Raw genomic sequence first — 22,466 nt, forward strand, 5'->3', positions numbered from 1 at the left:
GCCATGGTGTCCGGCATCGTGACCGCGGTACTGCTGGTGTTGTTCCTGGCTGGTTGGGTCTGGGCCTGGAGCCCACGCCGCAAGGTGGATTTCGAGGATGCGGCGCGCCTGCCGCTGGGTGAGGACGGGGAGAAGAACCCATGAGCGCTGGCTGGATCGGTTTCATCGTCGCGCTGGTCGTACTGAACATCCTGGGCTGCGTGGGGCTGCTGTGGTGGACCGCGCGCCGCCGTCCTGGCGATCCCGCGCCGGAAGACACCTCGCACGTCTGGGACGGCGACCTCACCGAGTACAACAAGCCCCTGCCGAGGTGGTGGATCAACCTGTTCTACATCACCATCGTCTTCAGCATCGGCTACATCGCCTGGTACGGCGGCCTCGGCATCATTCCCGGCTACGGCAAGTGGTCCTCGGCGAGCGAGCACGACCAGCAGAAGGCGGTGGAGGACAAGAAGCTGGAGGCGACGTTCGCGCCCTTCGCCGGGCAGTCGATCGACGCGCTGGCCAGGGATCCGAAGGCACTGGCGCTGGGCCGCTCGATCTTCAACAACACCTGCGCCACCTGCCACGGCTCGTCGGGTCAGGGCGCGATCGGCTACCCCAACCTGACCGATGGCATCTGGCACTGGGGCGGCACGCCCGATCTGGTGCTGCAGACGGTGCTGGACGGCCGCGAGGGCGTGATGCCGGAATGGGGCACCGCGCTGACCAACATGGGCGGCGACAACGCGATCGACTACGTGATCGCCTACGTCAACGTGCTCGGCAATCCCGAGGAAGGCCTGCAGAACAACTTCATGGCCGCCCAGGGCAAGCCGCTTTACGAGGGCCTGTGCGTGGCCTGCCATGGCGTGAACGGCAAGGGCAATCCGGAACTCGGCGCGCCTGACCTGACCGACGACTACTGGCTGTACGGCAACAGCAAGGAGAGCCTGCGCGCCACGATCACGAAGGGTCGCCACGGCGTGATGCCCGCCCATCGCGAACTGCTGGGCGAGACCCGCGCGCGGCTGGTCGCTTCATACGTCTGGTCGCTGTCGCACAAGCAGGGTCCGGCTGCCGCAGCCGCACCATGACCGACTTCACCGAGCCCCGCCTCGACCACCCGCCCCGACCGCTCGCGCAGCGCGTCGGGGCGGTGCTCTGGCCGAGCTTCTTCGCGGCGGGCGTGGCGACGATGGTGTTCTTCGCCTTCGTCGATCCGCTGACGCTGCGCGACATGACGTTCCCGGACCTGGCGATCAGCCGCGAGCTCGGCTACACGCTGGGCTTCTTCATGTTCTGGCTGGCGACGGCGGCCAGCAGCCTGTTCACCTGGATCCTGCTGCGCCCGGCCAGCCGTTTCAACCGCGCGCTACCGCCGGACTGAGCGCGCGCAGCCTGCGACAAACCGTCGCTCCCTCGCGCGCCCGCACAGCGCGAGCATGACGCCAGCCACGACAGAGTCGTCCATGTCCACGCCCGCTTCCACGCCGGAATCCTCCAAGCGCCGCATCCCACTGGACGTGGTGGATACGCACGGCAATTCCTTCTACGTCAGCGAGCGCAAGGTCTATCCGCGCGACGTGGCCGGCACGCTCAACCGCCTGCGCGTGGCCGCGGTGTGGTGGCTGCTGGGCATGTACTACGTGTTCCCGTGGGTGAAGTGGGACGGCCGCCAGGCGGTGCTGTTCGACCTGCCCGCGCGCAAGTTCTACGTGTTCGGTCTGGTGTTCTGGCCGCAGGACTTCCTGTTCCTGGCGATGCTGTTGATCATCGCGGCGATGGCGCTGTTCTTCTTCACCTCGCTCGCGGGACGGCTGTGGTGCGGCTACGCCTGCCCGCAGACGGTGTGGACGGAAGTCTTCCTGTGGATGGAGCGCTGGACCGAAGGCGACCGCGGCGCGCGGATCAAGCTCGATGCCGCGCCGTGGAGCGCGAACAAGCTGCTGCGCAAGGGCGGCAAGCACGTGCTCTGGGCGGCGTTCGCGCTGTGGACCGGCTTCACCTTCGTCGGCTTCTTCACTCCCATCCTCGATCTCGGCGCGCGCCTGTGGCCGTTCGCGTGGGGCGGCTGGGAGACGTTTTGGGTGTTGTTTTACGCGCTGGCCACGTGGGGCTTCGCCGGCTTCCTGCGCGAGCAGGTCTGCAAGTACATGTGCCCGTACGCGCGCTTCCAGAGCGCGATGTTCGACCGCAACACCCTCATCATCGCCTACGACCCGATGCGAGGCGAGCCACGCGGACCGCGCAAGCGCGGCTTGGGCAGCGTGCTGGAACGCGTGCGCGGCCTGCTGGAGCCGGCCGTCGCCTACGACTACGTGATGCGCGCCAACGCGCACCCGAGTGCGGCGGACCAGCGCCTCGGCGCGCACGGCACGATCACCTTCGCCGGCGCCGGCGCGGTGGTGGAGCCGCTGCCGAAGTTCGTGCCCGAACAACTCGGCGACTGCATCGACTGCACGATCTGCGTGCAGGTCTGCCCGACCGGCATCGACATCCGCAACGGCCTGCAGTACGAGTGCATCGCGTGCGGCGCCTGCATCGACGCCTGCAACGAGGTCATGGACAAGATGGGCTACCCGCAGGGCCTGATCCGCTATACGACCCAGAACGCCATCGACGGCAAGCGCTCGCGCGTGCTGCGCCCACGGGTGGTGGTCTATGGCGCACTGCTGCTCACGCTGGTCGTCGGCTGGGCTTGGGGCGTGACCCATCGCAGCGACCTGATCGCAGAGGTGCTGCGCGACCGCAACGCGCTATACCGCGAAGTCGCCGGCGGCCAGGTCGAGAACAGCTATACCCTCAAGCTGGTCAACAAGGACCAGCGACCGCATCACTACCGCATCACCCTGACCTCGGCCACGCCGGGCATCGCGTTGCGCGGCGGCGAGATGACCGTCACCGCCGAGCCCGAGCAGGTGCTTTCGCTGCCGCTGGTCGCCACGGCACCGGCAGACATCAGGGGCCGCCACGGGGTGGCACTCACCGTTCGCAGTCTCGAGGGCGGCGGCGAGAAGACCGTCGACACCAGCTACTTCGGACCGATCCAATGATCACGAACTCCGCACGCCCCGACGCCCAGCGCCCCTTCTGGAAGGAACCGATGATGTGGGTGGTGCTCGGCATTCCCCTGGCCTCGATCGTCGCCGGCGTCGGCCTCGTCGTGGTGGCCGTCCGCTCGGGCAGCGTCGACGCGGTCACCGACAAGGTCGACCGCGTTTCCCAGATCCAGACCACCGATCTCGGCCCGGACGAGAATGCAGCGCGCCGCAAGCTCAGTGCGATCGTGCAAGTGCGCGCCGATCACGTCGAACTGGTGCCGGTGACCGGCGAACTTGCCGGCACGTCGCCGCTGGCGCTGACGCTGGCCCATCCCACCGTCGCGGCTCAGGACATCACCCTGCCGCTGGCGCGCGATACCGCGGGCTGGCGCGCGGCGGGCGAGATCGACACGACGCACGACTGGAACGTGCAGCTCGGCCCGGAAGACGGCAGTTGGCGCATTCGCGGCCGCCTGCAGAAGGACACGCAAGCAGTCCGTCTGGCCCCCTCGCACGGGGGCGGTTGAGCACCCACGCATGGACATGTCGGTCGCGCGGTGCCATCACTGTGGCGAACCCGTCGCCGACGGCACGACGGCGCGCATCGACGGCAACCGGGCGTTCTGCTGCGAGGGCTGCGCGGCCGCCGCCGCATGGATCGAAGACGCCGACCTGGGCAGTTACTACCGCCTGCGCAGCGCGGCAGCGAATCGTGTGCAGGCCTCGCGCAGCGACCTGGACAGCTGGGACCGGGCCGAACTGCTGGACGAACACAGCCGCCTGATCGATGGCGGTCGCGAGATCGTGCTGCTCACCGACGGCATGCGCTGCGCGGCCTGCGCCTGGCTGATCGACCGCGCATTGGCGCGCGAAGCCGGCGTCCTCGACACCACGGCCAACGCGGTCACCGGACGCATCCGCCTGAGCTGGGATCCGGCGCGGACGAAACTCTCCACGCTGCTCGAACGCCTGGCGATGCTCGGTTACCGGCCTTACCTGGCCACCGGCGATGCGCGCGAACAGGCGCGCCTGTCGGAACGCCGGCGCTGGCTGCTGCGCCTGGGCGTGGCCGGCCTGGGCTCGCTGCAGGCGATGATGCTGGCCGAGGCGTTGTACCTGGACGTCAACGCGACGATGCCGGTGCCCACGCGCGACCTGTTCCGGTGGCTGACGTTCCTGGTCAGCACGCCGGTGGTGTTCTACAGCGGCTGGCCGTTCCTCGCCGGCATGGCGCGCGAACTGCGCGCCCGCCACCTCGGCATGGACACGCTGATCGCCGGCTCCACGCTGCTGGCCTACTTCGCCAGCCTGGCGGAGACGATCCGCGGCGGCACCCATATCTGGTACGACGCGGCGGTGATGTTCGTCTTCCTGCTGCTGGCCGCGCGCATGCTGGAACAGCGCGCGCGCAACGTGGCGACCGCGCAGGTCGACGCGCTGGCACGGGCGCAACCGGTCTTCGCCACCCGCGAGCGCGACGACGGCACGCGCGAATCGGTGCCGCCTTCCGCATTGCGCATCGGCGACACGGTATGCGTGGCCGCCGGGGACGGCGTACCGGCCGACGGCATCCTGCTGGACCAGGACGCGGATTTCGAAGAAGCGCTGCTGACCGGCGAATCGCGACCGGTGCGTCGGCGCTCGGGTGAGACGGTGTACGCGGGCACGACCTGCCGCGAACGTCCCGCGCGCTTGCGCGCCACCGCGACCGGCCACGCGACACGCCTCTCGCAGCTGGCCGACCTGGTGGACCGCGCGCAAAGCCATCGCCCGCCCCTGGCACGCATGGCCGACCGGCTCGGCCGCCACTTGGTGGCCAGCCTGCTGGTGCTGGCCGTGTGCGTCTACGTCGGCTGGCGGATCTACCAGCCCGAGCGCGCCTTCGAGGTCACCCTCGCCCTGCTGGTCATCAGCTGCCCCTGCGCGCTGTCGCTATCGGTGCCGGCCGTGCTCGCCGCGGCGCACGGCGCATTGGCGCGCTGCGGCGTGCTGGCGACGCGACCGGAAGCGCTGGACACGCTGGCGCGCGCCACCGACATGGTCTTCGACAAGACCGGCACGCTCAGCGATGGCCGCCCGGCGCGGGTGGCGGTCGACGTGTTCAACGGTCTCGATGTGGACGCCGCCACGCGTATCGCCGCTGCACTCGAGAAGGACAGCGGCCACCCCATCGCCGCGGCCTTTGCCGATGTCGATGCCCGTGCCACCGCACAAGGCGTGGTGGCGCATCCGGGCAGTGGCGTGGAAGGCGAGGTCGATGGCCGGCGCTGGCGCCTCGGCCGCGCGGACTGGGCGGCGGGCCGCGAGGACGATGGCGGCCTCTGGCTCAGCGACGGCACGCACGCGATGGCGCGCTTAACCCTGAGCGAACGGCCGCGCGGGGACGCCGCCGCCGCCCTGGATGCGTTGCGCGCACAGGGACTGCGGCTCCATCTGTCCAGCGGCGACAGCGACGGTGCCGTACAGCGGCTCGCGCATGCACTGGGGATCGCCGCCCCGCTCGCGCGCCAGTCACCGGAGGACAAGCTGGCGCGGGTGCGTCAGTTGCAGCGGGAAGGCCGCATCGTCGCGATGGTCGGCGACGGTCTCAACGATGCGCCGGTGCTCGCCGGCGCCGATGTGTCCATCGCGATGGGAGAAGGCGCCCCGCTCGCGCAGCAAGCTGCGGACTTCGTGGCCACCGGTCCCTCGCTGCTGCGCATTGCCGATGCGGTGCGGGTGGCGCATCTGGCACGCAAACTCGTGAAGCAGAACCTCGCCTGGTCGGCCGGCTACAACCTGCTCGCCGTGCCGCTGGCGGCCGCCGGCCTGGTGACGCCGTGGATCGCCGCACTCGGCATGGCGGTATCCTCGCTGGTCGTGACGGTCAACGCGCTGCGGCTGGCGCGCGACGACAGGAGGCTTGCCGCATGAACATCCTGCTGATGCTGCTGCCGATCAGCCTGCTCCTGCTGGGGCTGGCGATCGCGGCGTTCACCTGGGCGGTGCGCAAAGGCCAGTTCGATGATCTCGACACGCCGGCGCTGGACATCCTCGACGATGTACCGCCGCACTCGTCGGCACCGCCGACCTCGGTCCTGCGCGACGCCGATGGGGCCTGACCTTCCCGTCCTGCTCGCCGCGCTGCTCGCAGGGCTGGTGGGCAGCACGCACTGCGCGGTGATGTGCGGCGGCATCGCCACCGGCTTCTCGGCGATGGCGTCCCAACAGGGCTGGCGCGAGGCGCTGCAGGTGAATCTCGGGCGCCTCGGCGGCTACGCGCTCGCCGGCGCGCTGGTCGGCGTGTTCGGCAGCGGCCTGCTGGCGCTCGCGCGCCATGACACGGCCGTGGTGGCGATGCGCGTTGGCGTGGGTCTGGCGTTGGTGGCGCTGGCGCTGCGGCTGCTGGATCAGCGCGGCCGATTCGATGTGCTCGCACGCCCCGGCGCGAAGGTCTGGCAGGCCCTGCGCCCGCTGCATGCTCGCGTGCTGCCCGCGAACACGCTTCCGCGTCGCCTCGCCGCGGGTGCGCTATGGGGCTGGTTGCCGTGCGGCCTCAGCCTCAGCCTGCTGACGGTGGCATGGCTGCAGGCGAACGCGCGTGATGCCGCGCTGACGATGGCCGCATTCGGCCTCGGCACGTTGCCGATGATGGTGACGCTGACATGGTCCGGCGCGCGCCTGGGCCGACGCTGGCAACAGCCTGCATTCCGGCGCGTCGCCGCAGGATTCGTACTGGCGGCCGGCCTGCTGACGCTCGCCTCGCCCTGGCTGATGAAGCACCCCGCGCTGCACGGCGTGCTGGCCGCGCTCGGCTGCCGGCCACTGCCCGCATGAGCGACGCGCCTGCCGCCGGCACACCGCCGGCCTTTTCGACGATGACGCCGCAGGCCCGGCTTGCCGAACTGGGACGCGACGCGGGCGGACCGCTCCGGGCGGCGAGCGGCTGCACGGTGCTGGCCGGCGTATTGGTGGTGCCGCAGGCGGCATTGATCGCCCTCTGCATCCAGCGCGTGTTCGTCGCCGGAGAAACGGCCGCGGCGCAGCTGCCGCTGTTGGCCGCGTTGCTCGCCACGCTGCTGCTGCGCGCCCTGCTCGGCTGGGCCGGGCGGCGCTGGGCGGACCAGGCAGTGGAGCGGATCCGCGTGGCGCTGCGCGCTCGGCTGGCGCGCGCCGTGGTCGCCCGGGGACCGGCGTGGATCCGCGCGCAGCAGAGCGGCGCGCTGGCTGAACACCTGGGTGCGCATGTCGATGCGGTCGAAGGCTATTACGGCGGCTTCGTGCCGTTGCGCGCCGAAGTCGTCGGCGTGCCACTGGCGATCCTGCTGGCGGTGTTCACCGTGGATCGCGTCGTCGGCGCGGTGTTGCTGCTGACGATGCCGCTGGTGCCAGTCTTCATGATGCTGGTGGGCTGGGGCGCCGAAGCCGCCAGTCGACGCCAGTTGCAGGCACTGGCGCGGATGGGCGGCCATTTCGCCGACCGCCTGCGCGGACTGGGTTTGATCCGCGTGTACGGCCGCGGCGACGCCGAGCTGGAAGGCGTCCGCGCCGCCGCCGAGACGTTGCGCGTGCGCAGCCTGCGGGTGCTGCGGATCGCCTTCCTGTCGTCGGCGGTGCTGGAGTTCTTCGCGTCCCTCAGCGTGGCGATGATCGCGCTGTACCTGGGCTTGAGTTACCTCGGCATGATCGACCTGCGCGCCGCACCGCTCACGCTGGGCGCGGGCGTGTTCTGCCTGTTGCTGGCGCCCGAGTTTTACGCACCGTTGCGCCGCCTGGCCACGCATTACCACGACCGTGCCGCCGCGCGCGCCGCGATGGACGAGATCGCGCCGTTGCTGGATACCAACGAGCGTGCAGCTCCGGGCGCGCACGACGCCGTCCCGTTGCCCGCCCTCGTGGTTGCCCGCGGCGTGGCGGTGCGCCATCCCGGCGCGGCGCGCGATGCGCTGCACGACGTGAACATTGCCCTGCAGCGCGGACAGCGCGTGGCGCTGGTCGGTCCCAGCGGCGGTGGCAAGAGCACGCTGCTCGATGCGTTGGCCGGGTTGGTGCCGGCGACGGCGGGCGAACTGACGCGCGCGCCCCATCTGCGCATCGGCGTCGCACCGCAACGCCCGTTCCTGTTCGCCGGCACCCTGCACGAGAACCTGCGCATGGCCAGGCCCGACGCCAGCGACGAGGATCTACGCGCCGCCGCCGACGCCGCGCAGGTCCTCCGCTTCACCGACCGGCTGCCGGAGGGTCTGGACACGGTGATCGGCGAGCGTGGCTTCGGGCTTTCGGGAGGCGAAGCGCGTCGCGTCGCCCTGGCGCGCGTGTTCCTGCGCGCGCCGGACCTGGTGCTGCTCGACGAACCCACTGCGTTCCTCGACCCCGACACGGAGGCGGCCGTGTTGCAGGCGATCGTGCGCTTCGCCGAAGGACGCTGCGTCGTGATGGCGACGCACAGCGCGGCCGCGATGGCGGCGATGGACACGACATGGCGCGTCCACGACGGTCGCGTGCAAGCAGCGGAGGAGCGCGCATGAGCGAGCACGCGACCCGCCTGAGCGACGTCCTCCGCTCGCACCGACGCCTGACCGTCCTGGCGGTGACGTTGCTGCTGCTCACGCTGCTGACGGGTACCGCGTTGCTCGCGGTGTCGGGACATTTCCTGACCGCCGCGGCGCTCGCGGGCACCGGCGCACTCGGCTTCAACTTTTTCGGTCCGTCCGCCGGGATCCGCGCGCTGACGTTCGCGCGCATCCTGTCGCGGTACGCGGAGAAGCTGGTCGGGCACGACGCCACCCTGCGCATCGCGCGAGACTTGCGCGTGTGGTTCTTCCGCCGCGCCCTGCCGCTCGCGCCGCTGGGACTGGGGCGTTATCGGGTCGGCGAACTGGTGACGCGGCTGCTGGCCGACATCGATGCCGTGGACGGACGGCTGGTCCGCGCGATCGGCCCGCTGCTGGCGGCGCTGGCACTGAGCGTACTTTCGGTCGGCATCGCGGTCTGCGTGCTGCCACTGGCCGGCGGGGTGCTCCTGGCGACGCTGTTGTTGCTTGGCATCGTGGTCCCCGGGTGGTCGGTCCGTCGCGCGGCGGCACTCGAAGACGCGCGCGCGCAGGCACGCACCCAGCTGCGCGCGAGCGTGCAGGAAGGCATCGAGGGCCAGGCCGATCTCGCGGCGATGGATGCCACCACGGCTTGGCTGCAGGCGCTGGACGCCCGGAGTCAGGACGTCGCGCGCTGGGACGGTGCGCGCAGGCAACGGATTGCCGACGCCACCGGCTTGCAGGCGGTGGTCGCCGCATTCGCGCTGCCGGCGATGTTGTGGGTGTTGCTGTCCGCGGTGGATGCGGGGCGGCTCGGCGCGCCCTTGGCTGGCGCCCTGTTCTTCATGGCGATCGCGGTGCTGGATGCGTGCACCGCCATCGTGCCTGCCTGGCAGGCATGGCACGCCGCCAACGTAGCCACGCGCCGCCTGGAAGACGTCGTCGATGCGCCTGCGCGCACATCGCCTGCGGGCACGCGCGTACCGGAGATGCAGGGCGCGCTCGCGCTGCAGGCGGTGACGTTCGCGTGGCCTGGGGCCTCGCGTCCGGTGCTCGACGGGGCAGACCTGTGCGTGGCGCCGGGCGATCACGTGGTCATCGACGGCGACAGCGGCGCGGGCAAGTCATCGCTGGTGGCGTTGGTGCTGGGCCTGTGCGAACCGCAATCGGGCAAGGTCTCTTTCGCTGGCGTGGACCTGCGCATGCTGTCGCCGGCCGACTGGCATGCACGCCTCGCGTGGCTGCCGCAGGACGCGCCGGTGTTCTCCGGCAGCGTGCGCGAGAACCTGCTGCTCGGCGATCCGTCCGCCGATGACGCGCGATTGTGGTCCGTCCTCGCCCAAGTACGGCTGGAAGCGCATGTGCGCAGCCTGTCCGATCGCCTGGACGCGTGGGTCGGCGAGAACGGCGCCACGCTGTCCGCAGGCCAGGCGCGTCGACTGGCGCTGGCGCGCGCCCTGCTGCGCGACGCGCCGCTGCTGCTGCTCGACGAACCCACCGAGGGCCTGGACCAGGACACCGCCGATGCGCTGATGCGCGACTTCGCCGACGCCGCGCGCGGACGCAGCGCGCTGATCATCAGCCATGCCGTGTTGCCGGACGGCGTAGCGGATGCACGCTGTCGATTGCAGGGTGGGAAGCTGGTGCGTGAGTGAGGCGAACTGAGGCGTGGGAGCGACGTTAGTCGCGATGAAGCTTACTGGCGAACCCTCGCGACTTACGTCGCTCCCACAATGAGGACCCCACGAATCCCGGGACAATCAGGCCCGTGCTTCCGCCAGCGCATCCAGGCGCGCGCGGTTCAGCAGGCGCACATGGTGCGGATCGTCGGTGGCGATGCTGCCTTCCTGGCGCAGGCGGGTGAAGCTGCGGCTCACCGTTTCCACGGTCAGGCCCAGGTAGTCGGCGATGTCGGTGCGCGTCATCGGCAGGATCACTTCGGTGTCGTCCTGGCCCTGGCGCCGGCGGCGCTGCGCCATGTCGACGAGGAACCCGGCCAACCGCTCCATCGGGTTCAGGCGGGCCAGCGCCATCAGGTTGCCGCGGGTCGCATCCAGTTCGACGCAGGCGCGTTCGAGCAGTTCGCGTTCGAGCGCAGGATGGTCGTTGCACAGGCTGCGCATGTCGGCCATCGAGAACTCGCACAGCGTGCTGTCGGTGATCGACTCGATGGTGTGCTTGTAGTGCGAGGTGCCGCTGAAACCGATGAAGTCGCCCGGCATCAGGAAGCCGGCCACCAGCCGGCGGCCGTCCGGCAACAGGCGGATGCGTCGCAGCGCGCCCTTGGTCACCGTGAACACGCCGCGACGCGGTTCGCCCTCGCGGACGAGAGCCTCGCCCGCCGTCAGGCGGACATCTTCGGCCAGCGCTTCCATCGCCTGGGCCTTGGACACCGGCAGCACCGCGCAGACGGCCAGGTGTCGGACCAGACAGCCGCTGCAGCCGCGCGCGGCCTGGCAGACGACCTCGCCGGCCGCGTTCGCGGGCACCGGGGCGTCGTTCTGGCGGAGGATGCGAAGGCTCATGGCGATCGGCTAGGGGGTCTTCACGGGCCATGATACGCCCCGAAAATCCTTGATTTCGGCGCTGCGACAATCGGTCGCAGCACCCCGTTTCAGCGGGGATTCCCCCATTCAGCCCCGGATTCGGTTACAGTGCGCGCCGCTTGCCTGCGGCCGTTCGTTTCCCCGATGGTCCGCCGGCGCAGGGAATTCCCCCGCGAGTTCCCGCGCCCGCCCCGCTCCGACTTCTTTCGTTGCGCAAGCTCGGTAGCGCCGTTTTGGCGCCTCCGCACCCCTTCTCGCAGCGCGGTTTCAGGGAACGCTTCGAGTCACGGTCTTGCCGCATTCCGCGCGTCCTACGTTGCCGCACATCGCTGTGCCGGCGTTGCGTGCGTGTCCGGCCGATCCGCTTTGGAGCCTTACCCATGACGTTTGAAACCCTAGGCCTGGCGCCCGCCCTGCTGCGCGCGCTCGACGAACAGGGCTACACCCAGCCCACCCCCATCCAGGAACAGGCCATCCCGCTGGCCCTGGAAGGCCACGACCTGCTGGCCGGCGCGCAGACCGGCACCGGCAAGACCGCCGCGTTCGGCCTGCCGCTGATCCAGTACCTGGCCACCACGCCGCAGGAAGTGCAGCGCGGCGGCCCGCGCAAGCCGCGCGCCCTGGTCCTGACGCCGACCCGCGAACTGGCCGTGCAGGTGCACGACAGCCTGCGGGGCTACGGCAAGTACCTGCGCATCCCCAGCACCACCATCTACGGCGGCGTCGGCATGGGCAACCAGCTGGACGCGCTGCGCCGTGGCGTGGACCTGGTGATCGCCTGCCCGGGCCGCCTGATCGACCACCTCGAGCGCCGCAGCGTGGACCTGTCGGGCATCGAGATCCTGGTGCTGGACGAAGCCGATCGCATGCTCGACATGGGCTTCCTGCCGTCGATCAAGCGCATCCTCGCCAAGCTGCCGCGGCAGAACCGCCAGACCATGCTGTTCTCGGCGACCTTCGCCGACCCGATCCGCGAGCTGGCGCTGGAATTCATGCGCGAGCCGAAGCAGATCCAGGTGACGCCGCGCAACACCGTGGCCGAGACCATCACCCATCGCGTCCATCCGGTGGACGGCAGCCGCAAGCGCGACCTGCTGCTGCACCTGCTGGCGCAGGACAGCCGCCTGCAGACACTGGTGTTCGCCCGCACCAAGCACGGCAGCGACAAGCTGGCGACGTTCCTAGAGAAGAGCGGCATCAAGACCGCGGCAATCCACGGCAACAAGTCGCAGGGCGCCCGCCAGCGCGCGCTCAATGACTTCAAGGCCGGCCGCATCAACGTGCTGGTCGCCACCGACATCGCCGCGCGCGGCATTGACATCGACCAGCTGCCGCAGGTGATCAACTTCGACTTGCCGATGGTGGCCGAGGACTACGTGCACCGCATCGGCCGCACCGGCCGCAACGGGTCGACGGGCCAGGCGATCTCGCTGGTCGCGCAGGATGAAGCCAAGTACCTGCGCGCCATCGTCCGCCTGCTCAACCGCGACATGGACCTGCGCGACGTGCCGGGCTTCGAGCCGCAGACGCCGATCCGCTGGGGCAACAGTGCCCCGGGCAAGGCCGATCAGCCGGCGGGCGAGCGCACCCCGCGCCGCAACGGCCCGCAGAAGCACGCGCGCCGTCCGCACGGCGATGCACCGCGCCACGCCCATGCCGGCCCGAAGAAGCACGGCGGCCAGCGTCGCGACGGCGCCCGCTCCGGCGGCGCGCGCCAGGGCCAGTCGCGTCCGGCCCGCTAAGCTGCCCCCTCGCGCGGCACCGTCCCCCGGTGCCGCGCGTTTCCACGCTCCCGGAGCCGTCGCATGGACATCTTCAAGGTCTTCACTGTCGAAGCCGCGCACCGCCTGCCGCACGTGCCGGAAGGCCACAAGTGCGCCCGCCTGCATGGCCACTCGTTCCGCATCGAGCTGCATCTCTCGGGTCCGGTCGACCCGCAGGCCGGCTGGGTCATGGACTTCGCCGACGTGAAGGCGGCCTTCAAGCCGATCTACGACCGGCTCGATCACCACTACCTCAACGACATTCCTGGCCTGGACAATCCGACCAGCGAGCAATTGGCGAAGTGGATCTGGGACCAGACCAAGCCGGTGCTGCCGCTGCTCAGCGCCGTCGTGGTGCATGAGACCTGCACTTCGGGTTGCCGCTACAGCGGCGCCTGAGGGGATGGAACCGGTTTCAGATCACTCTTACAAGCGTTTGATTTTTAACGGCTCCTGACCGTTCGTCGGAAATCCATACGGCGGTTATTGCACTGCAACATAGACCGGCCTATGCTGCACCGCAACAGATGGATTCCCCTTTTAGGAGCACGCCAATGACCACGCAATTCAACGAAAGCTTCAGCCAGTTCACGCACCAGTTCGCGGCCGCCGCCGCCCGTGCGAACCGCCTGGCCCTGGAGAGCGCCGAGACCGTGTTCGGCGTGCAGCTCAAGACCTTCGAGAAGAACGTCGACGCCACCACCGCCTTCTTCGGCGAGCTGGCCGAGACCCGTGACCTCGACGGTTACAAGAACCTGTGGCCGAAGGGCCTGCAGGTCGCCAAGGACAACGCCGAGCGCGTCGTCGCCGCCAGCCAGGAAGTGTTCGGCCTGAGCCTGAAGACCGGCGAAGCCTTCGGCCAGCTGGTGAAGAGCCAGTTCGAAACCGCCACCGACAGCGTCCAGGCCTCCGTGGCCAAGGCGACCAAGGCAGCGAAGGCCAAGTAAGCCCGCCTCAACCGGTTATTGCGCGGCCCTCCCCTCCCTCCGCGCAAACCCGACCCGGCAGCCCCCACGCTGCCGGGTTTTTTATTTTCCGCGCCGCCTTGCTACGCCGGAATCGCGATGTGCCGGCTGAGCAGCCTGGCGTCAATGTCCGGCGCATGCGGCAGGCGTCCCCAGCACGGCACCGGCATGCGGGCTGACAGCAGAGCGAAGTTCTCGTCGCGACGCGCCATCTCCGGATCGACTTCGTTCGCGATCCAGCCCACCAGGCGCGCGCCGTCGTCCTGGACCGCGCGCGCACTAAGCCGCGCATGGTTGATGCACCCAAGCCGCATGCCGACCACCAGCACCACCGGCAGGCGCAGTTGTTCGACCAGATGCCGTTGGTCCAGCGTGCCCGTCAGCGGCGCGGCCCAACCGCCGACGCCTTCCACCAGCACCAGGTCGGCCAGCGGATGCAGGCGCTCGAAGGCAGACACCAGCACGCCCAGCTGCACATTCACACCGGCGTCGCGCGCGGCGATCTCCGGGGCGAGTGGCGCCGGCAGCGCATAGGGATTCACGTCCTCATACGGGGGTACCGGATCGCTGGCGGCCTGCAAGGCGAGCGCATCCTCGTTGCGCCAGCCCTCCGGCGTTGCCTCGCACCCGCTGGCGACCGGTTTCATGCCGACCGCGCGCAAGCCCCGCGCACGGAACGCATGCAGCAGTGCGGCGCTGGCGACGGTCTTGCCCACGCCGGTGTCGGTACCGGTGACGAACAGCCTGTCCATCCGCCTAGCCCTCCCCGTGTTCCGGCCAGCGGCGCGCGCCCCAGCGTTGGCCCCAGACGTGGACTAACCCGGTGAAGGACAGCAGGAAGTACACACTGCCCGGCATCGCGACCTGCCAGGACCGCGCGTGCTCGCCCAGCAGGCTGGCGATCAGCACCGACAGCAGGCCTACGCCGACGAAGTAAACATGCGAAGCGACTTCGCCGGCGGCGTTCGCGGCGGCCTCGCCATCCAGCCCCAGCCGCGCGCGTGCACGCCAGGCCAGCACGTACAGGCCGCCGATGCAGGCCGACATCGAGGCGAACGCCAGACCGTAGAAGGTGAACATGAAGGCCAGCGGACGCGCGCCATTGGCGTCGGTCAGCGGCATCGGCAACCAGCCGCCGGTGATCCACGCGAAGAAGGTGCCCAGCAGCAGCCGCAGCGGATACACGTAGACCAGCACCAGGAACACGAGCAACAGGCTCAGCAGGGTGGCCGGCACGGTACCGAGGCGGTAGCGCCGACTCCAGCGCACGTGCGCGTACCAGAACATCGCCACCATCGCGAAACTGGCGGCGAACGCCGGCACGTTCTTCAGCGCCTGCTGCAGCGCGCCGATGCTGTCCGGGATACGGTCCACGGAGATGACCAGCAAGGTCACCGCGAACGCGAACGCCGCGTCCACGAACGCCTCCAGCCTGGTCACCCCGTGGCCGCGCCACCCGGCTTCGTCATCGCCTGCATTCATGCCCACCCGTGTCCCCGTCAGGTTCGCTGATGGAATGCATCATATCGGGCCACTGCGAGGGGCCGGGAGTAGAATCGGCGGCATGTCATTCGCCTCCCAAACGCTCTCCGGCAGCAAGCCGGAACAATACGCACAGCTGGCCGAACAGGCCCGCGCCCTCTTGGCCGGCGAACCGGACCGGATCGCCAATGCCGCCAACCTGGCCGCATTGCTGTACCACGCCCTTCCCGACTTCAACTGGGTGGGCTTCTACTTCTTCGATGGCCGGGAATTGGTGGTCGGTCCGTTTCAAGGACTACCAGCCTGCGTGCGGATCCCGTTGGACAAGGGGGTCTGCGGAGCCGCCGCACGCACCCGCCAGACCCAGCGCGTAGACGACGTGGACGCCTTCCCGGGCCACATCGCCTGCGATTCCGCATCGCGCTCGGAACTGGTGGTCCCGCTGGTGAAAGGGGATGACCTGGTCGGCGTGCTCGACCTCGACAGCCCACGCCTGGCGCGCTTCGATGCCGACGATCAGGCGGGCATGGAACGCATCGCCGCCATCTTTCTGGACTCCCTGACATGACAGGCACCAAGCTGCGCAACATCGGCCCCAAGTCCGCCGCCTGGCTCCGCCAGGTCGGCCTGCGCACGCAGGAGGATCTGGAGTCGGTCGGCGCGGTGGAAGCCTTCATCCGGGTCAAGCGCGCCGGGTTCCGCCCGAGCCTCAACCTGCTGTACGCGCTGGAAGGTGCCCTGCTGGACTGCCACTGGCAGCAACTGCCCGAAGTGCGCCGCGGCGAACTGCTGGTCGCCTACGATGCCGCTGCAGCCCTGCTGCCGCCGCCGCGTGGCCGGCCGGCCGCCGGTCCGGTCACCACGACCCACACCGAGCAGGAAGAAGACACCGGCCCTTCGCTCAACCTGTTCGACTCGCGCGGCGACGACTGATCGCGACCATTCACAACGTCGCGTTGGGTGCATGTCGCCCATCCGCCGATGCCAAGAAGCAGCGGAGCAAGCTCCGCTCTGCGCGCCTCCTGGAGGCAACCCTCGCGCGCCCCACCTTCGTAGCGTCGAGCTTGCTCGACGCCGCACGCCGGCCGTCCCACAAAAGCAGCGGAGCAAGCTCCGCTCTACGCGCCTCTTGGAGGTAACCCGCGCGCGTCCCGCCCTCGTAGCGTCGAGCTTGCTCGACGCCGCACGCCGGCCGTTCCCACATAAGCAGCGGAGCAAGCTCCGCTCTACGCCGGACCACGGTGCGCGCGCTTCCCGTATACTGCGCGCGCTTTCAGGTGACCCGTGCTTCGTGCCGGGTTGAAACGGGAAGCCGGTGACCCGCCCCACGGCGGCATTCCGGCGCTGCCCCCGCAACGGTAGGCGAAGACAGCCGCGGCATCGGCCACTGTGCGTCCAACACGCATGGGAAGGCGCCACGGCGGAGTGTCCTGCACTCGTTCGCAAGCCCGGAGACCGGCCTGGAAGTCCACTGGTTGCGATGCGGAGGGCGTCGCGGCGTGCCGCGCCGCTCGCCTGCGCTGTCCGCTCCGCTTCCCTTTCCATCGCGACTCCACGCCGAAGAATGCGCGCGGGGCGCGCGATGGAGTTGTTCCGATGCAGAGCCGTACCCTTTCCTCCCCTTCCCTGCTGGCCCTTGCGGTCGCGATGGCGCTGCCGTTCGCCGCGCACGCGCAGGACGCCACCGACTTCGACGAAATCGTCGTCTCCGGCACGCGTACCGAGGTGTCCGTCGAAGACAGCCTGGTCCCGGCCCAGGTGATCGGCCGCGACGCCATCCAGCGCAGCCAGGCGCGCTCGCTGGGCGAACTGTTGCAGGGCCGCGCCGGCATCTCGATCGCCAACCAGGGCGGCGCCGGCAAGATCACCACGCTCAATCTGCGCGGCGCCGAGTCCGATCACGTGCTGGTGCTCGTGGACGGCGTGCGCATGGGCTCGGCGACCGCCGGCTTGCCGGCGCTGCAGGACCTGCCGATCGACCAGATCGACCGTGTCGAAATCGTCCGCGGCCCGCGCTCGAGCCTGTGGGGCTCGGAAGCGATCGGCGGCGTGATCCAGGTGTTCACCCGCCGCAACACCGGCAAGGTGCGCCCGAACTTCCGCATCGGCGTCGGCAGCGACAGCACGCGCGAAGCCAGCGCCGGCATCGGTGGCGGCAACGCGCGCGGTTGGTTCGGCGCCGACGTGGCGTACACGCGCACGGACGGCTTCAATGCCTGCCGTGGCACCGCTGGCGACCCCATTGATCCGTTCGATGGCGCCGGCTGCTTCACCGACGAACCCGACCGTGACGGCTACCGCAACACCTCGGCCAACCTGCGCGGCGGTTATTCGTTCACCGACACCCTGACGCTGGAAGCCAACGCGCTGCGTGCCGACGGCGAGAGCGAGTTCGACGGCAGTTTCACCAACCGCTCCGAGACCGTGCAGCAGGTGCTGGGCACCAAGCTGCGCTACGCCCCGAGCGACAAGGTCAACCTGCTGCTGAGCCTGGGCCGCAACGACGACAAGTCTGACGACTTCCTCGACGACGTGCAGATGGGCTACTTCGAAACGCGTCGCTACGTGGCCTCGCTGCAGGGCGACTTCACGTTGGCGACGAACCAGCTGCTGACCGCCGGCGTCGACTGGCAGGACGACAAAGTGGAAAGCGACACTGATTTCGACGTCACCCAGCGCGACAACCTGGCGGGCTTCGTCGAGTACCAGGGCCGCTTCGGCGCGCATCAGCTGCAGGCCAGCGTCCGCAACGACGACAACGAACAGTTCGGCAACCACACCACCGGCAGCCTCGGCTATGGCTTCGGTTTCGGCGATGGCCTGAAGCTGACCGCCAGCGTGGCGACCGGCTTCAAGGCACCGAGCTTCAACGACCTGTACTACCCGTTCTTCGGCAATCCGGACCTCAAGCCGGAAGAATCCGAAAGCGTCAACGTCGGCATCGCGCAGTACGCGAACACCTGGAACTGGACGTTCAACGTCTACCAGAACAAGGTGGATCAGCTGATCTCGTATGACGCGGCGATCTTCCTGCCCAACAACATCGACGAAGCCCGCATCCGCGGCGCCGAGTTCACCGTCGATTTCACCCTGGCCGGCTTCGACATCGCCACCCAGCTGAGCCACACCGATCCGCGCAACCGTTCGGCGGGCCCCAACCACGACAACCTGCTGGCGCGTCGTCCGCGCAACACCGCACGCATCGACGTGGATCGCGCGTTCGGCGCGTTCCGCACCGGCGTGACGTTCAACGCCGCGGGCGAGCGCTACGACAACCTGGCCAACACCGATCGCCTGGGCGGCTACAGCACGCTGGACCTGCGCCTTGAATACGCCATCGCGCCGGCGTGGACGCTGCAGGCGAAGGTGGGCAATGTGTTCGACCACGCGTACGAGACCGTCGCCTGGTACAACCAGGCCGGCCGCACCTACGGCCTGAGCTTGCGCTACCAGCCGCGCGACTGAGATGCCTCCCGGTGGCCCGCCCCCGGCGGGTCACCGGCGAACTCAGTGCAGCGGGCCGGCGTGGCGCCCGAGCACCGGCACGATGCGCTCACCCCGTATCGCCCGCAGCGTCTGCACGAGCTGGTGGTAGGTGCATGCCAGTTGGGCGAAGAGGTCGGTATATGCGCTGCGCCCGCTCTCGGCCACGCCCTGGTAGGCGCCACGGCCGAGGTCGATGAAGTAGTCCACGCTGACGCGGCGCCGCTGCGCCAGCGCGGGAAACAGCCCGGCGATCAGCAGGCAGCGGTCGCCGACATCGCGCAGCGCATCGGTGCGTGCGCTGCCCACGCGCAGTTGCGCCTCCAGCCATTCCAGCGCCTGGGTGCGCGCCAGCAACTGGCCATCGCGCTGGTGCCGCAACAGCACGAAGACCAGGTAGCTCTCCTGCGCCTCGTCCAGCGTCTGCCCACAGCGTGCGCACGCTTCGCGCACCACCGCTTGCCAGAGTTCGGCGGCGGCCCCCTGTCGGATCGAAACCATCGTCTGCCTCCTCTTCGGGTCGATGGCGCGAGCCTACCGCTACGCCGCGGCGCGCGCTGGCAGGCGGAGGACGCGACTGCCAACGCGCAGCGGCGATGTGCGCAGCCGCATCGTGACCGTCGTCAAACCAGGCTGTCGAACAGCCCGGGCTGGGACGCGACTTCCTCGCGGTCGCGGAAGCCGGACAGCCCCACGCCGACCAGCCGATAGCGCGTCGTCGCGGGCAGGTCCACGCGCTCGCGCAGGGCGAGCGCAATGTCGATGAACTCTTGCGCCGACGCCGGCGGCGACTCCGGCGTGAAGCTGCGGGTGAGCAGACGGAACTGCGCCGTCTTCAGCTTCAACACCACGGTGCGGCCGACGCGCTCGGTCTTGCGGGTGGCCTGCCAGGCCTTCTCCGCGATGCGGACGATGTGCGGTTCCAGTTCGGACAGCAGCAGGTCGGTAGCGAAGGTATCTTCGGAGGAGATCGACTGCACCGGCTGGTCCGGCTCGACGGGCCGTTCGTCGATACCGCGCGCGCGCCGGTACAGGCTGCCACCGAAGCTGCCGTAGCGCGCTTCGAGCTCCTGCTGTGCATACGCACGCAGGTCGCCGACGGTGCGGATACCGTCCGCGTTCAACCGGCCCTGCATCACCTTTCCCACGCCGGGGATGCGCTCCACCGGCAGTGGCGTCAGGAACGCCTCCACCTGGTGCGGCCGCAGCACAAACTGCCCGTCGGGCTTGCGCCAGTCCGATGCGATCTTGGCGAGGAACTTGTTCGGCGCCACACCGGCGGATGCGGTGAGCTGCGTTTCTTCGCGGATCTGCGCGCGGATGGTCTCGGCCACGGCGGTGGCGGTCGGCAGATCCGATTTCGGCGTGGTGACGTCGAGATAGGCTTCGTCCAGCGACAGGGGCTCGACCAGGTCGGTATGGCGCAGGAAGATCTCGCGCACCTGTCGCGACACCGCCTTGTAGCGGGTGAAGTCCGGCGGCACGAACACCGCCTGCGGGCACAACCGTTCCGCGCGGACCGCCGGCATCGCCGAGCGCACGCCGAACACGCGCGCTTCATACGACGCCGCGCACACCACCGAACGCTCGCCGCGCCACGCCACCACCACCGGTCGCCCGCGCAGCGACGGGTCGTCGCGCTGCTCCACCGACGCGTAGAACGCGTCCATGTCGATGTGGATGATTTTGCGCATCACGCGATGATATCGGCGGCCGTACGCGATCGCATGGATGCAGGCACGCACGATACGCACGCGTGTGGAGTCGAGGGCGAAAAGCGCGAAACCCTTGCCGCGATTGCACTTCGCCGATGGTACGCCGGCGTATGGAAAAACCCGGTTGATCTACATCAAGACAAGCGTATGCACATGTGTGCATTATTTGGGGCTTCGCAGAACGGATCACGCAATGAACGCCCCCGCTTCCTACTCGCGCGAACAGCTGCTGGCCAGCGCGCGCGGTGAACTGTTCGGCCCCGACAGCGGCCGCCTTCCGAACGACCCGATGCTGATGTTCGACCGCATCACCGAGATCCGCCAGGACGGTGGCGCGCACGGCAAGGGCATGGTGCGCGCCGAACTCGATATCCATCCGGACCTGTGGTTCTTCCAGTGCCACTTCCTCGGCGATCCGGTGATGCCCGGCTGCCTGGGCCTGGATGCGATGTGGCAGTTGACCGGTTTCTTCCTCACGTGGCTCGGCGCACCCGGCCGCGGACGTGCGCTCGGCTCCGGCGAAGTGAAGTTCACCGGCCAAGTGCTGCCCACCGCCCAGCGCGTGAGCTACGAGATCGACATCAGCCGCGTGGTCAACCGCAAGCTGGTGCTGGCGGTGGCCGACGGACGCATGCTCGTCGACGGCCGCGAGATCTACACCGCACGCGATTTGCGTGTGGGCCTGTTCACTTCGACGGAGAGCTTCTGATGCGCCGTGTCGTCATCACCGGCCTGGGCATCACCTCGTGCCTGGGCAACGATGCGGACACCGTGTCGGCCGCGCTGCGCGAAGGCCGCTCGGGCATCCGCCACATCCCGCAATACGCCGAGCTCGGCTTCCGCAGCCAGGTCGGCGGCGCGCCGGAGATCGACCTCGATGCGCAGATCGACCGCAAACAAAAGCGCTTCATGGGCGATGCGGCCGCGTTCGCGCACATCGCGCTGCGCGATGCCATCGCCGACGCGGGCCTGGACGATGCACTGGTCAGCCAGCCGCGCACCGGCCTGATCGCCGGCTCGGGCGGCGGCTCGGCCGAATGGCAGATCGAAGCCGCGGACCTGCTGCGCGCGCGCGGCATCCGCAAGGTCGGGCCGTACATGGTGCCGCGCACGATGTGCTCCACGGTCTCGGCCACGCTGGCCACGGCGTTCAAGATCAAGGGCGTGAGCTATTCGATTTCCGCCGCCTGCGCGACCTCTGCGCACTGCATCGGCGCGGCGGCGGACCTGATCCGCGCCGGTCGTCAGGACATCGTCTTCGCCGGCGGCGGCGAAGAACTGCACTGGGCATTGACGATGATGTTCGATGCCATGGGCGCGCTGTCGAGCAAGCGCAATGACGACCCGACCCATGCTTCGCGTCCCTACGATACGGACCGCGACGGGTTCGTCATCGCCGGCGGCGGCGGCATGCTGGTGCTGGAGGATTACGACCACGCGGTGAAGCGCGGCGCCCGCATCCACGCCGAACTGCTGGGCTACGGCGTGACGTCCGATGGCGCCGACATGGTGGCGCCATCCGGCGAAGGTGCCGTGCGTTGCATGCGGATGGCGCTGGAAGGCGTCACCGCGCCGCTGGACTACCTCAACACCCACGGCACCTCGACGCCGCTGGGCGACGTGATCGAACTCGATGCGATCCGCACCGCACTGGGCGACACGCTGCCGCCGATCTCCTCGACCAAGGCGCTGTCCGGCCACTCGCTGGGCGCGGCCAGCGTGCACGAGGCGATCTACTGCCTGCTGATGATGCGCGAGGGTTTCATCGCGGGCTCGGCCAATATCGAAACGCTGGACGAAGGCGCAGCGGGCTTTCCCATCGTGCAGACAAGCCGGGATGCGACGCTCAATACGGTGATGTCGAACAGCTTCGGCTTCGGCGGCACCAACGCCAGCCTGGTGTTCGGGCGCGTCTGAGCCCGCAACAGGCTGAAGGCCTCTCCCGCGCGCGAGCGCGGGAGGAGGCGGCAGGACTC

The 22,466-nt window shown here is 69.3% G+C and carries 23 protein-coding genes and 1 riboswitch; of the genes, 18 read left to right on the forward strand and 5 right to left on the reverse strand.

The annotated features are described in order from the left end of the window. The first annotated feature begins 3 nt into the window (after window positions 1–3). From AC23D6_RS17400 to cydC, 10 genes are all read left to right on the forward strand, one after another. Window positions 4–144 carry a cbb3-type cytochrome oxidase subunit 3 gene (locus tag AC23D6_RS17400; RefSeq protein ID WP_487750463.1) on the forward strand — a complete coding sequence of 47 codons (141 nt, stop codon included), beginning with the start codon at window positions 4–6 and terminating at the stop codon, window positions 142–144. Beyond that, window positions 141–1,076, forward strand: a complete 936-nt coding sequence (gene ccoP / locus AC23D6_RS17405; RefSeq protein WP_487750464.1) for a cytochrome-c oxidase, cbb3-type subunit III — start codon at window positions 141–143, stop codon at window positions 1,074–1,076. The genes AC23D6_RS17400 and ccoP overlap by 4 nt, the downstream gene beginning before the upstream one ends. After that, a complete protein-coding gene (locus AC23D6_RS17410; RefSeq protein WP_056880835.1) occupies window positions 1,073–1,369 on the forward strand; it encodes a hypothetical protein in 297 nt (98 codons plus the stop codon). The genes ccoP and AC23D6_RS17410 overlap by 4 nt, the downstream gene beginning before the upstream one ends. Before the next feature lie 82 nt (window positions 1,370–1,451). After that, a complete protein-coding gene (locus tag AC23D6_RS17415) occupies window positions 1,452–3,035 on the forward strand; it encodes a 4Fe-4S dicluster domain-containing protein (RefSeq protein WP_487750465.1) in 1,584 nt (527 codons plus the stop codon). Further along, a complete protein-coding gene (locus tag AC23D6_RS17420) occupies window positions 3,032–3,550 on the forward strand; it encodes a FixH family protein (RefSeq protein ID WP_487750466.1) in 519 nt (172 codons plus the stop codon). Before AC23D6_RS17415 ends, AC23D6_RS17420 begins: the two co-directional genes overlap by 4 nt. Window positions 3,551–3,560: 10 nt before the next feature. Further along, window positions 3,561–5,936, forward strand: a complete 2,376-nt coding sequence (locus AC23D6_RS17425; RefSeq protein WP_487750467.1) for a heavy metal translocating P-type ATPase — start codon at window positions 3,561–3,563, stop codon at window positions 5,934–5,936. After that, entirely contained in the window at window positions 5,933–6,124 is a 192-nt protein-coding gene (ccoS, locus tag AC23D6_RS17430) for a cbb3-type cytochrome oxidase assembly protein CcoS (protein ID WP_487750468.1), read from the forward strand. The genes AC23D6_RS17425 and ccoS overlap by 4 nt, the downstream gene beginning before the upstream one ends. After that, the gene (locus AC23D6_RS17435; RefSeq protein WP_487750469.1) at window positions 6,114–6,839 is read left to right on the forward strand and encodes a sulfite exporter TauE/SafE family protein; all 726 of its coding nucleotides are present in this window, start codon (window positions 6,114–6,116) and stop codon (window positions 6,837–6,839) included. Before ccoS ends, AC23D6_RS17435 begins: the two co-directional genes overlap by 11 nt. Continuing rightward, on the forward strand, window positions 6,836–8,530 hold the full coding sequence (gene cydD, locus AC23D6_RS17440) for a thiol reductant ABC exporter subunit CydD (RefSeq protein ID WP_487750470.1): 1,695 nt from the start codon (window positions 6,836–6,838) through the stop codon (window positions 8,528–8,530). Before AC23D6_RS17435 ends, cydD begins: the two co-directional genes overlap by 4 nt. Next, window positions 8,527–10,191, forward strand: a complete 1,665-nt coding sequence (gene cydC / locus AC23D6_RS17445; protein WP_487750471.1) for a thiol reductant ABC exporter subunit CydC — start codon at window positions 8,527–8,529, stop codon at window positions 10,189–10,191. The genes cydD and cydC overlap by 4 nt, the downstream gene beginning before the upstream one ends. A 105-nt stretch (window positions 10,192–10,296) precedes the next feature. Here the strand turns inward: cydC and AC23D6_RS17450 are convergent, their stop codons facing one another. Then, window positions 10,297–11,061 (reverse strand): Crp/Fnr family transcriptional regulator, encoded by a 765-nt coding sequence (locus AC23D6_RS17450; RefSeq protein ID WP_487750472.1) that lies wholly within the window; start codon window positions 11,059–11,061, stop codon window positions 10,297–10,299. Between the two features lie 401 nt (window positions 11,062–11,462). Here AC23D6_RS17450 and AC23D6_RS17455 point away from each other — a divergent pair, with 401 nt between their 5' ends. From AC23D6_RS17455 to AC23D6_RS17465, 3 genes are all read left to right on the forward strand, one after another. After that, the gene (locus AC23D6_RS17455; RefSeq protein ID WP_487750473.1) at window positions 11,463–12,824 is read left to right on the forward strand and encodes a DEAD/DEAH box helicase; all 1,362 of its coding nucleotides are present in this window, start codon (window positions 11,463–11,465) and stop codon (window positions 12,822–12,824) included. Window positions 12,825–12,887: 63 nt separating this feature from the next. Next, window positions 12,888–13,244, forward strand: coding sequence for a 6-carboxytetrahydropterin synthase QueD (gene queD / locus AC23D6_RS17460; RefSeq protein WP_487750474.1), 357 nt, complete (start codon window positions 12,888–12,890; stop codon window positions 13,242–13,244). 155 nt (window positions 13,245–13,399) lie between these two features. Then, on the forward strand, window positions 13,400–13,792 hold the full coding sequence (locus tag AC23D6_RS17465; protein ID WP_487750475.1) for a phasin family protein: 393 nt from the start codon (window positions 13,400–13,402) through the stop codon (window positions 13,790–13,792). A 101-nt stretch (window positions 13,793–13,893) separates the two neighbouring features. On the opposite strand, the gene bioD is transcribed toward AC23D6_RS17465, so the two are convergent. Together bioD and AC23D6_RS17475 are read right to left on the reverse strand one after the other, a co-directional pair. Further along, window positions 13,894–14,562 (reverse strand): dethiobiotin synthase, encoded by a 669-nt coding sequence (gene bioD, locus AC23D6_RS17470; RefSeq protein ID WP_487750476.1) that lies wholly within the window; start codon window positions 14,560–14,562, stop codon window positions 13,894–13,896. Between the two features lie 4 nt (window positions 14,563–14,566). Continuing rightward, window positions 14,567–15,292: a TMEM175 family protein gene (locus AC23D6_RS17475; protein ID WP_487750477.1), complete on the reverse strand. Its 726-nt coding sequence runs from the start codon at window positions 15,290–15,292 to the stop codon at window positions 14,567–14,569. Window positions 15,293–15,374: 82 nt separating this feature from the next. On the opposite strand from AC23D6_RS17475, the gene AC23D6_RS17480 reads away from it, so the two are divergent. From AC23D6_RS17480 to btuB, 3 genes are all read left to right on the forward strand, one after another. Next, a complete protein-coding gene (locus tag AC23D6_RS17480) occupies window positions 15,375–15,860 on the forward strand; it encodes a GAF domain-containing protein (RefSeq protein WP_487750478.1) in 486 nt (161 codons plus the stop codon). Continuing rightward, window positions 15,857–16,225, forward strand: a complete 369-nt coding sequence (locus AC23D6_RS17485) for a TfoX/Sxy family protein (protein WP_487750479.1) — start codon at window positions 15,857–15,859, stop codon at window positions 16,223–16,225. Before AC23D6_RS17480 ends, AC23D6_RS17485 begins: the two co-directional genes overlap by 4 nt. Window positions 16,226–16,550: 325 nt before the next feature. Further along, a riboswitch (cobalamin riboswitch) is annotated at window positions 16,551–16,770 on the forward strand. Window positions 16,771–16,888: 118 nt separating this feature from the next. After that, window positions 16,889–18,757 carry a TonB-dependent vitamin B12 receptor gene (gene btuB / locus AC23D6_RS17490; protein WP_487750480.1) on the forward strand — a complete coding sequence of 623 codons (1,869 nt, stop codon included), beginning with the start codon at window positions 16,889–16,891 and terminating at the stop codon, window positions 18,755–18,757. Between the two features lie 42 nt (window positions 18,758–18,799). On the opposite strand, the gene AC23D6_RS17495 is transcribed toward btuB, so the two are convergent. Further along, the gene (locus AC23D6_RS17495) at window positions 18,800–19,276 is read right to left on the reverse strand and encodes a hypothetical protein (protein ID WP_487750481.1); all 477 of its coding nucleotides are present in this window, start codon (window positions 19,274–19,276) and stop codon (window positions 18,800–18,802) included. Between the two features lie 122 nt (window positions 19,277–19,398). Further along, window positions 19,399–20,469, reverse strand: a complete 1,071-nt coding sequence (dinB, locus tag AC23D6_RS17500; RefSeq protein ID WP_487750482.1) for a DNA polymerase IV — start codon at window positions 20,467–20,469, stop codon at window positions 19,399–19,401. A 214-nt stretch (window positions 20,470–20,683) separates the two neighbouring features. Between dinB and fabA the strand changes: the two genes are divergently transcribed. After that, window positions 20,684–21,199, forward strand: a complete 516-nt coding sequence (fabA, locus tag AC23D6_RS17505) for a 3-hydroxyacyl-[acyl-carrier-protein] dehydratase FabA (RefSeq protein WP_487750483.1) — start codon at window positions 20,684–20,686, stop codon at window positions 21,197–21,199. Continuing rightward, window positions 21,199–22,407 carry a beta-ketoacyl-ACP synthase I gene (gene fabB / locus AC23D6_RS17510; RefSeq protein ID WP_487750484.1) on the forward strand — a complete coding sequence of 403 codons (1,209 nt, stop codon included), beginning with the start codon at window positions 21,199–21,201 and terminating at the stop codon, window positions 22,405–22,407. Before fabA ends, fabB begins: the two co-directional genes overlap by 1 nt. The last annotated feature ends 59 nt before the right edge of the window (window positions 22,408–22,466 follow it).

It is taken from the genome of Pseudoxanthomonas sp. G3, from assembly GCF_057654715.1.

What these genes read in the sequence shown, in the direction of transcription:
- bioD (WP_487750476.1), bottom strand. Translation starts at nt 14,562, where the DNA reads ATGGACAGGCTGTTCGTCACCGGTACCGACACCGGCGTGGGCAAGACC.
- AC23D6_RS17420 (WP_487750466.1), top strand. Translation starts at nt 3,032, where the DNA reads ATGATCACGAACTCCGCACGCCCCGACGCCCAGCGCCCCTTCTGGAAG.
- AC23D6_RS17415 (WP_487750465.1), top strand. Translation starts at nt 1,452, where the DNA reads ATGTCCACGCCCGCTTCCACGCCGGAATCCTCCAAGCGCCGCATCCCA.
- AC23D6_RS17480 (WP_487750478.1), top strand. Translation starts at nt 15,375, where the DNA reads ATGTCATTCGCCTCCCAAACGCTCTCCGGCAGCAAGCCGGAACAATAC.
- fabA (WP_487750483.1), top strand. Translation starts at nt 20,684, where the DNA reads ATGAACGCCCCCGCTTCCTACTCGCGCGAACAGCTGCTGGCCAGCGCG.
- AC23D6_RS17425 (WP_487750467.1), top strand. Translation starts at nt 3,561, where the DNA reads ATGGACATGTCGGTCGCGCGGTGCCATCACTGTGGCGAACCCGTCGCC.
- btuB (WP_487750480.1), top strand. Translation starts at nt 16,889, where the DNA reads ATGCAGAGCCGTACCCTTTCCTCCCCTTCCCTGCTGGCCCTTGCGGTC.
- AC23D6_RS17400 (WP_487750463.1), top strand. Translation starts at nt 4, where the DNA reads ATGGTGTCCGGCATCGTGACCGCGGTACTGCTGGTGTTGTTCCTGGCT.
- ccoP (WP_487750464.1), top strand. Translation starts at nt 141, where the DNA reads ATGAGCGCTGGCTGGATCGGTTTCATCGTCGCGCTGGTCGTACTGAAC.
- AC23D6_RS17435 (WP_487750469.1), top strand. Translation starts at nt 6,114, where the DNA reads ATGGGGCCTGACCTTCCCGTCCTGCTCGCCGCGCTGCTCGCAGGGCTG.
- AC23D6_RS17465 (WP_487750475.1), top strand. Translation starts at nt 13,400, where the DNA reads ATGACCACGCAATTCAACGAAAGCTTCAGCCAGTTCACGCACCAGTTC.
- AC23D6_RS17495 (WP_487750481.1), bottom strand. Translation starts at nt 19,276, where the DNA reads ATGGTTTCGATCCGACAGGGGGCCGCCGCCGAACTCTGGCAAGCGGTG.
- fabB (WP_487750484.1), top strand. Translation starts at nt 21,199, where the DNA reads ATGCGCCGTGTCGTCATCACCGGCCTGGGCATCACCTCGTGCCTGGGC.
- ccoS (WP_487750468.1), top strand. Translation starts at nt 5,933, where the DNA reads ATGAACATCCTGCTGATGCTGCTGCCGATCAGCCTGCTCCTGCTGGGG.
- AC23D6_RS17410 (WP_056880835.1), top strand. Translation starts at nt 1,073, where the DNA reads ATGACCGACTTCACCGAGCCCCGCCTCGACCACCCGCCCCGACCGCTC.
- cydC (WP_487750471.1), top strand. Translation starts at nt 8,527, where the DNA reads ATGAGCGAGCACGCGACCCGCCTGAGCGACGTCCTCCGCTCGCACCGA.
- AC23D6_RS17450 (WP_487750472.1), bottom strand. Translation starts at nt 11,061, where the DNA reads ATGAGCCTTCGCATCCTCCGCCAGAACGACGCCCCGGTGCCCGCGAAC.
- AC23D6_RS17485 (WP_487750479.1), top strand. Translation starts at nt 15,857, where the DNA reads ATGACAGGCACCAAGCTGCGCAACATCGGCCCCAAGTCCGCCGCCTGG.
- AC23D6_RS17475 (WP_487750477.1), bottom strand. Translation starts at nt 15,292, where the DNA reads ATGAATGCAGGCGATGACGAAGCCGGGTGGCGCGGCCACGGGGTGACC.
- dinB (WP_487750482.1), bottom strand. Translation starts at nt 20,469, where the DNA reads ATGCGCAAAATCATCCACATCGACATGGACGCGTTCTACGCGTCGGTG.
- queD (WP_487750474.1), top strand. Translation starts at nt 12,888, where the DNA reads ATGGACATCTTCAAGGTCTTCACTGTCGAAGCCGCGCACCGCCTGCCG.
- AC23D6_RS17455 (WP_487750473.1), top strand. Translation starts at nt 11,463, where the DNA reads ATGACGTTTGAAACCCTAGGCCTGGCGCCCGCCCTGCTGCGCGCGCTC.
- cydD (WP_487750470.1), top strand. Translation starts at nt 6,836, where the DNA reads ATGAGCGACGCGCCTGCCGCCGGCACACCGCCGGCCTTTTCGACGATG.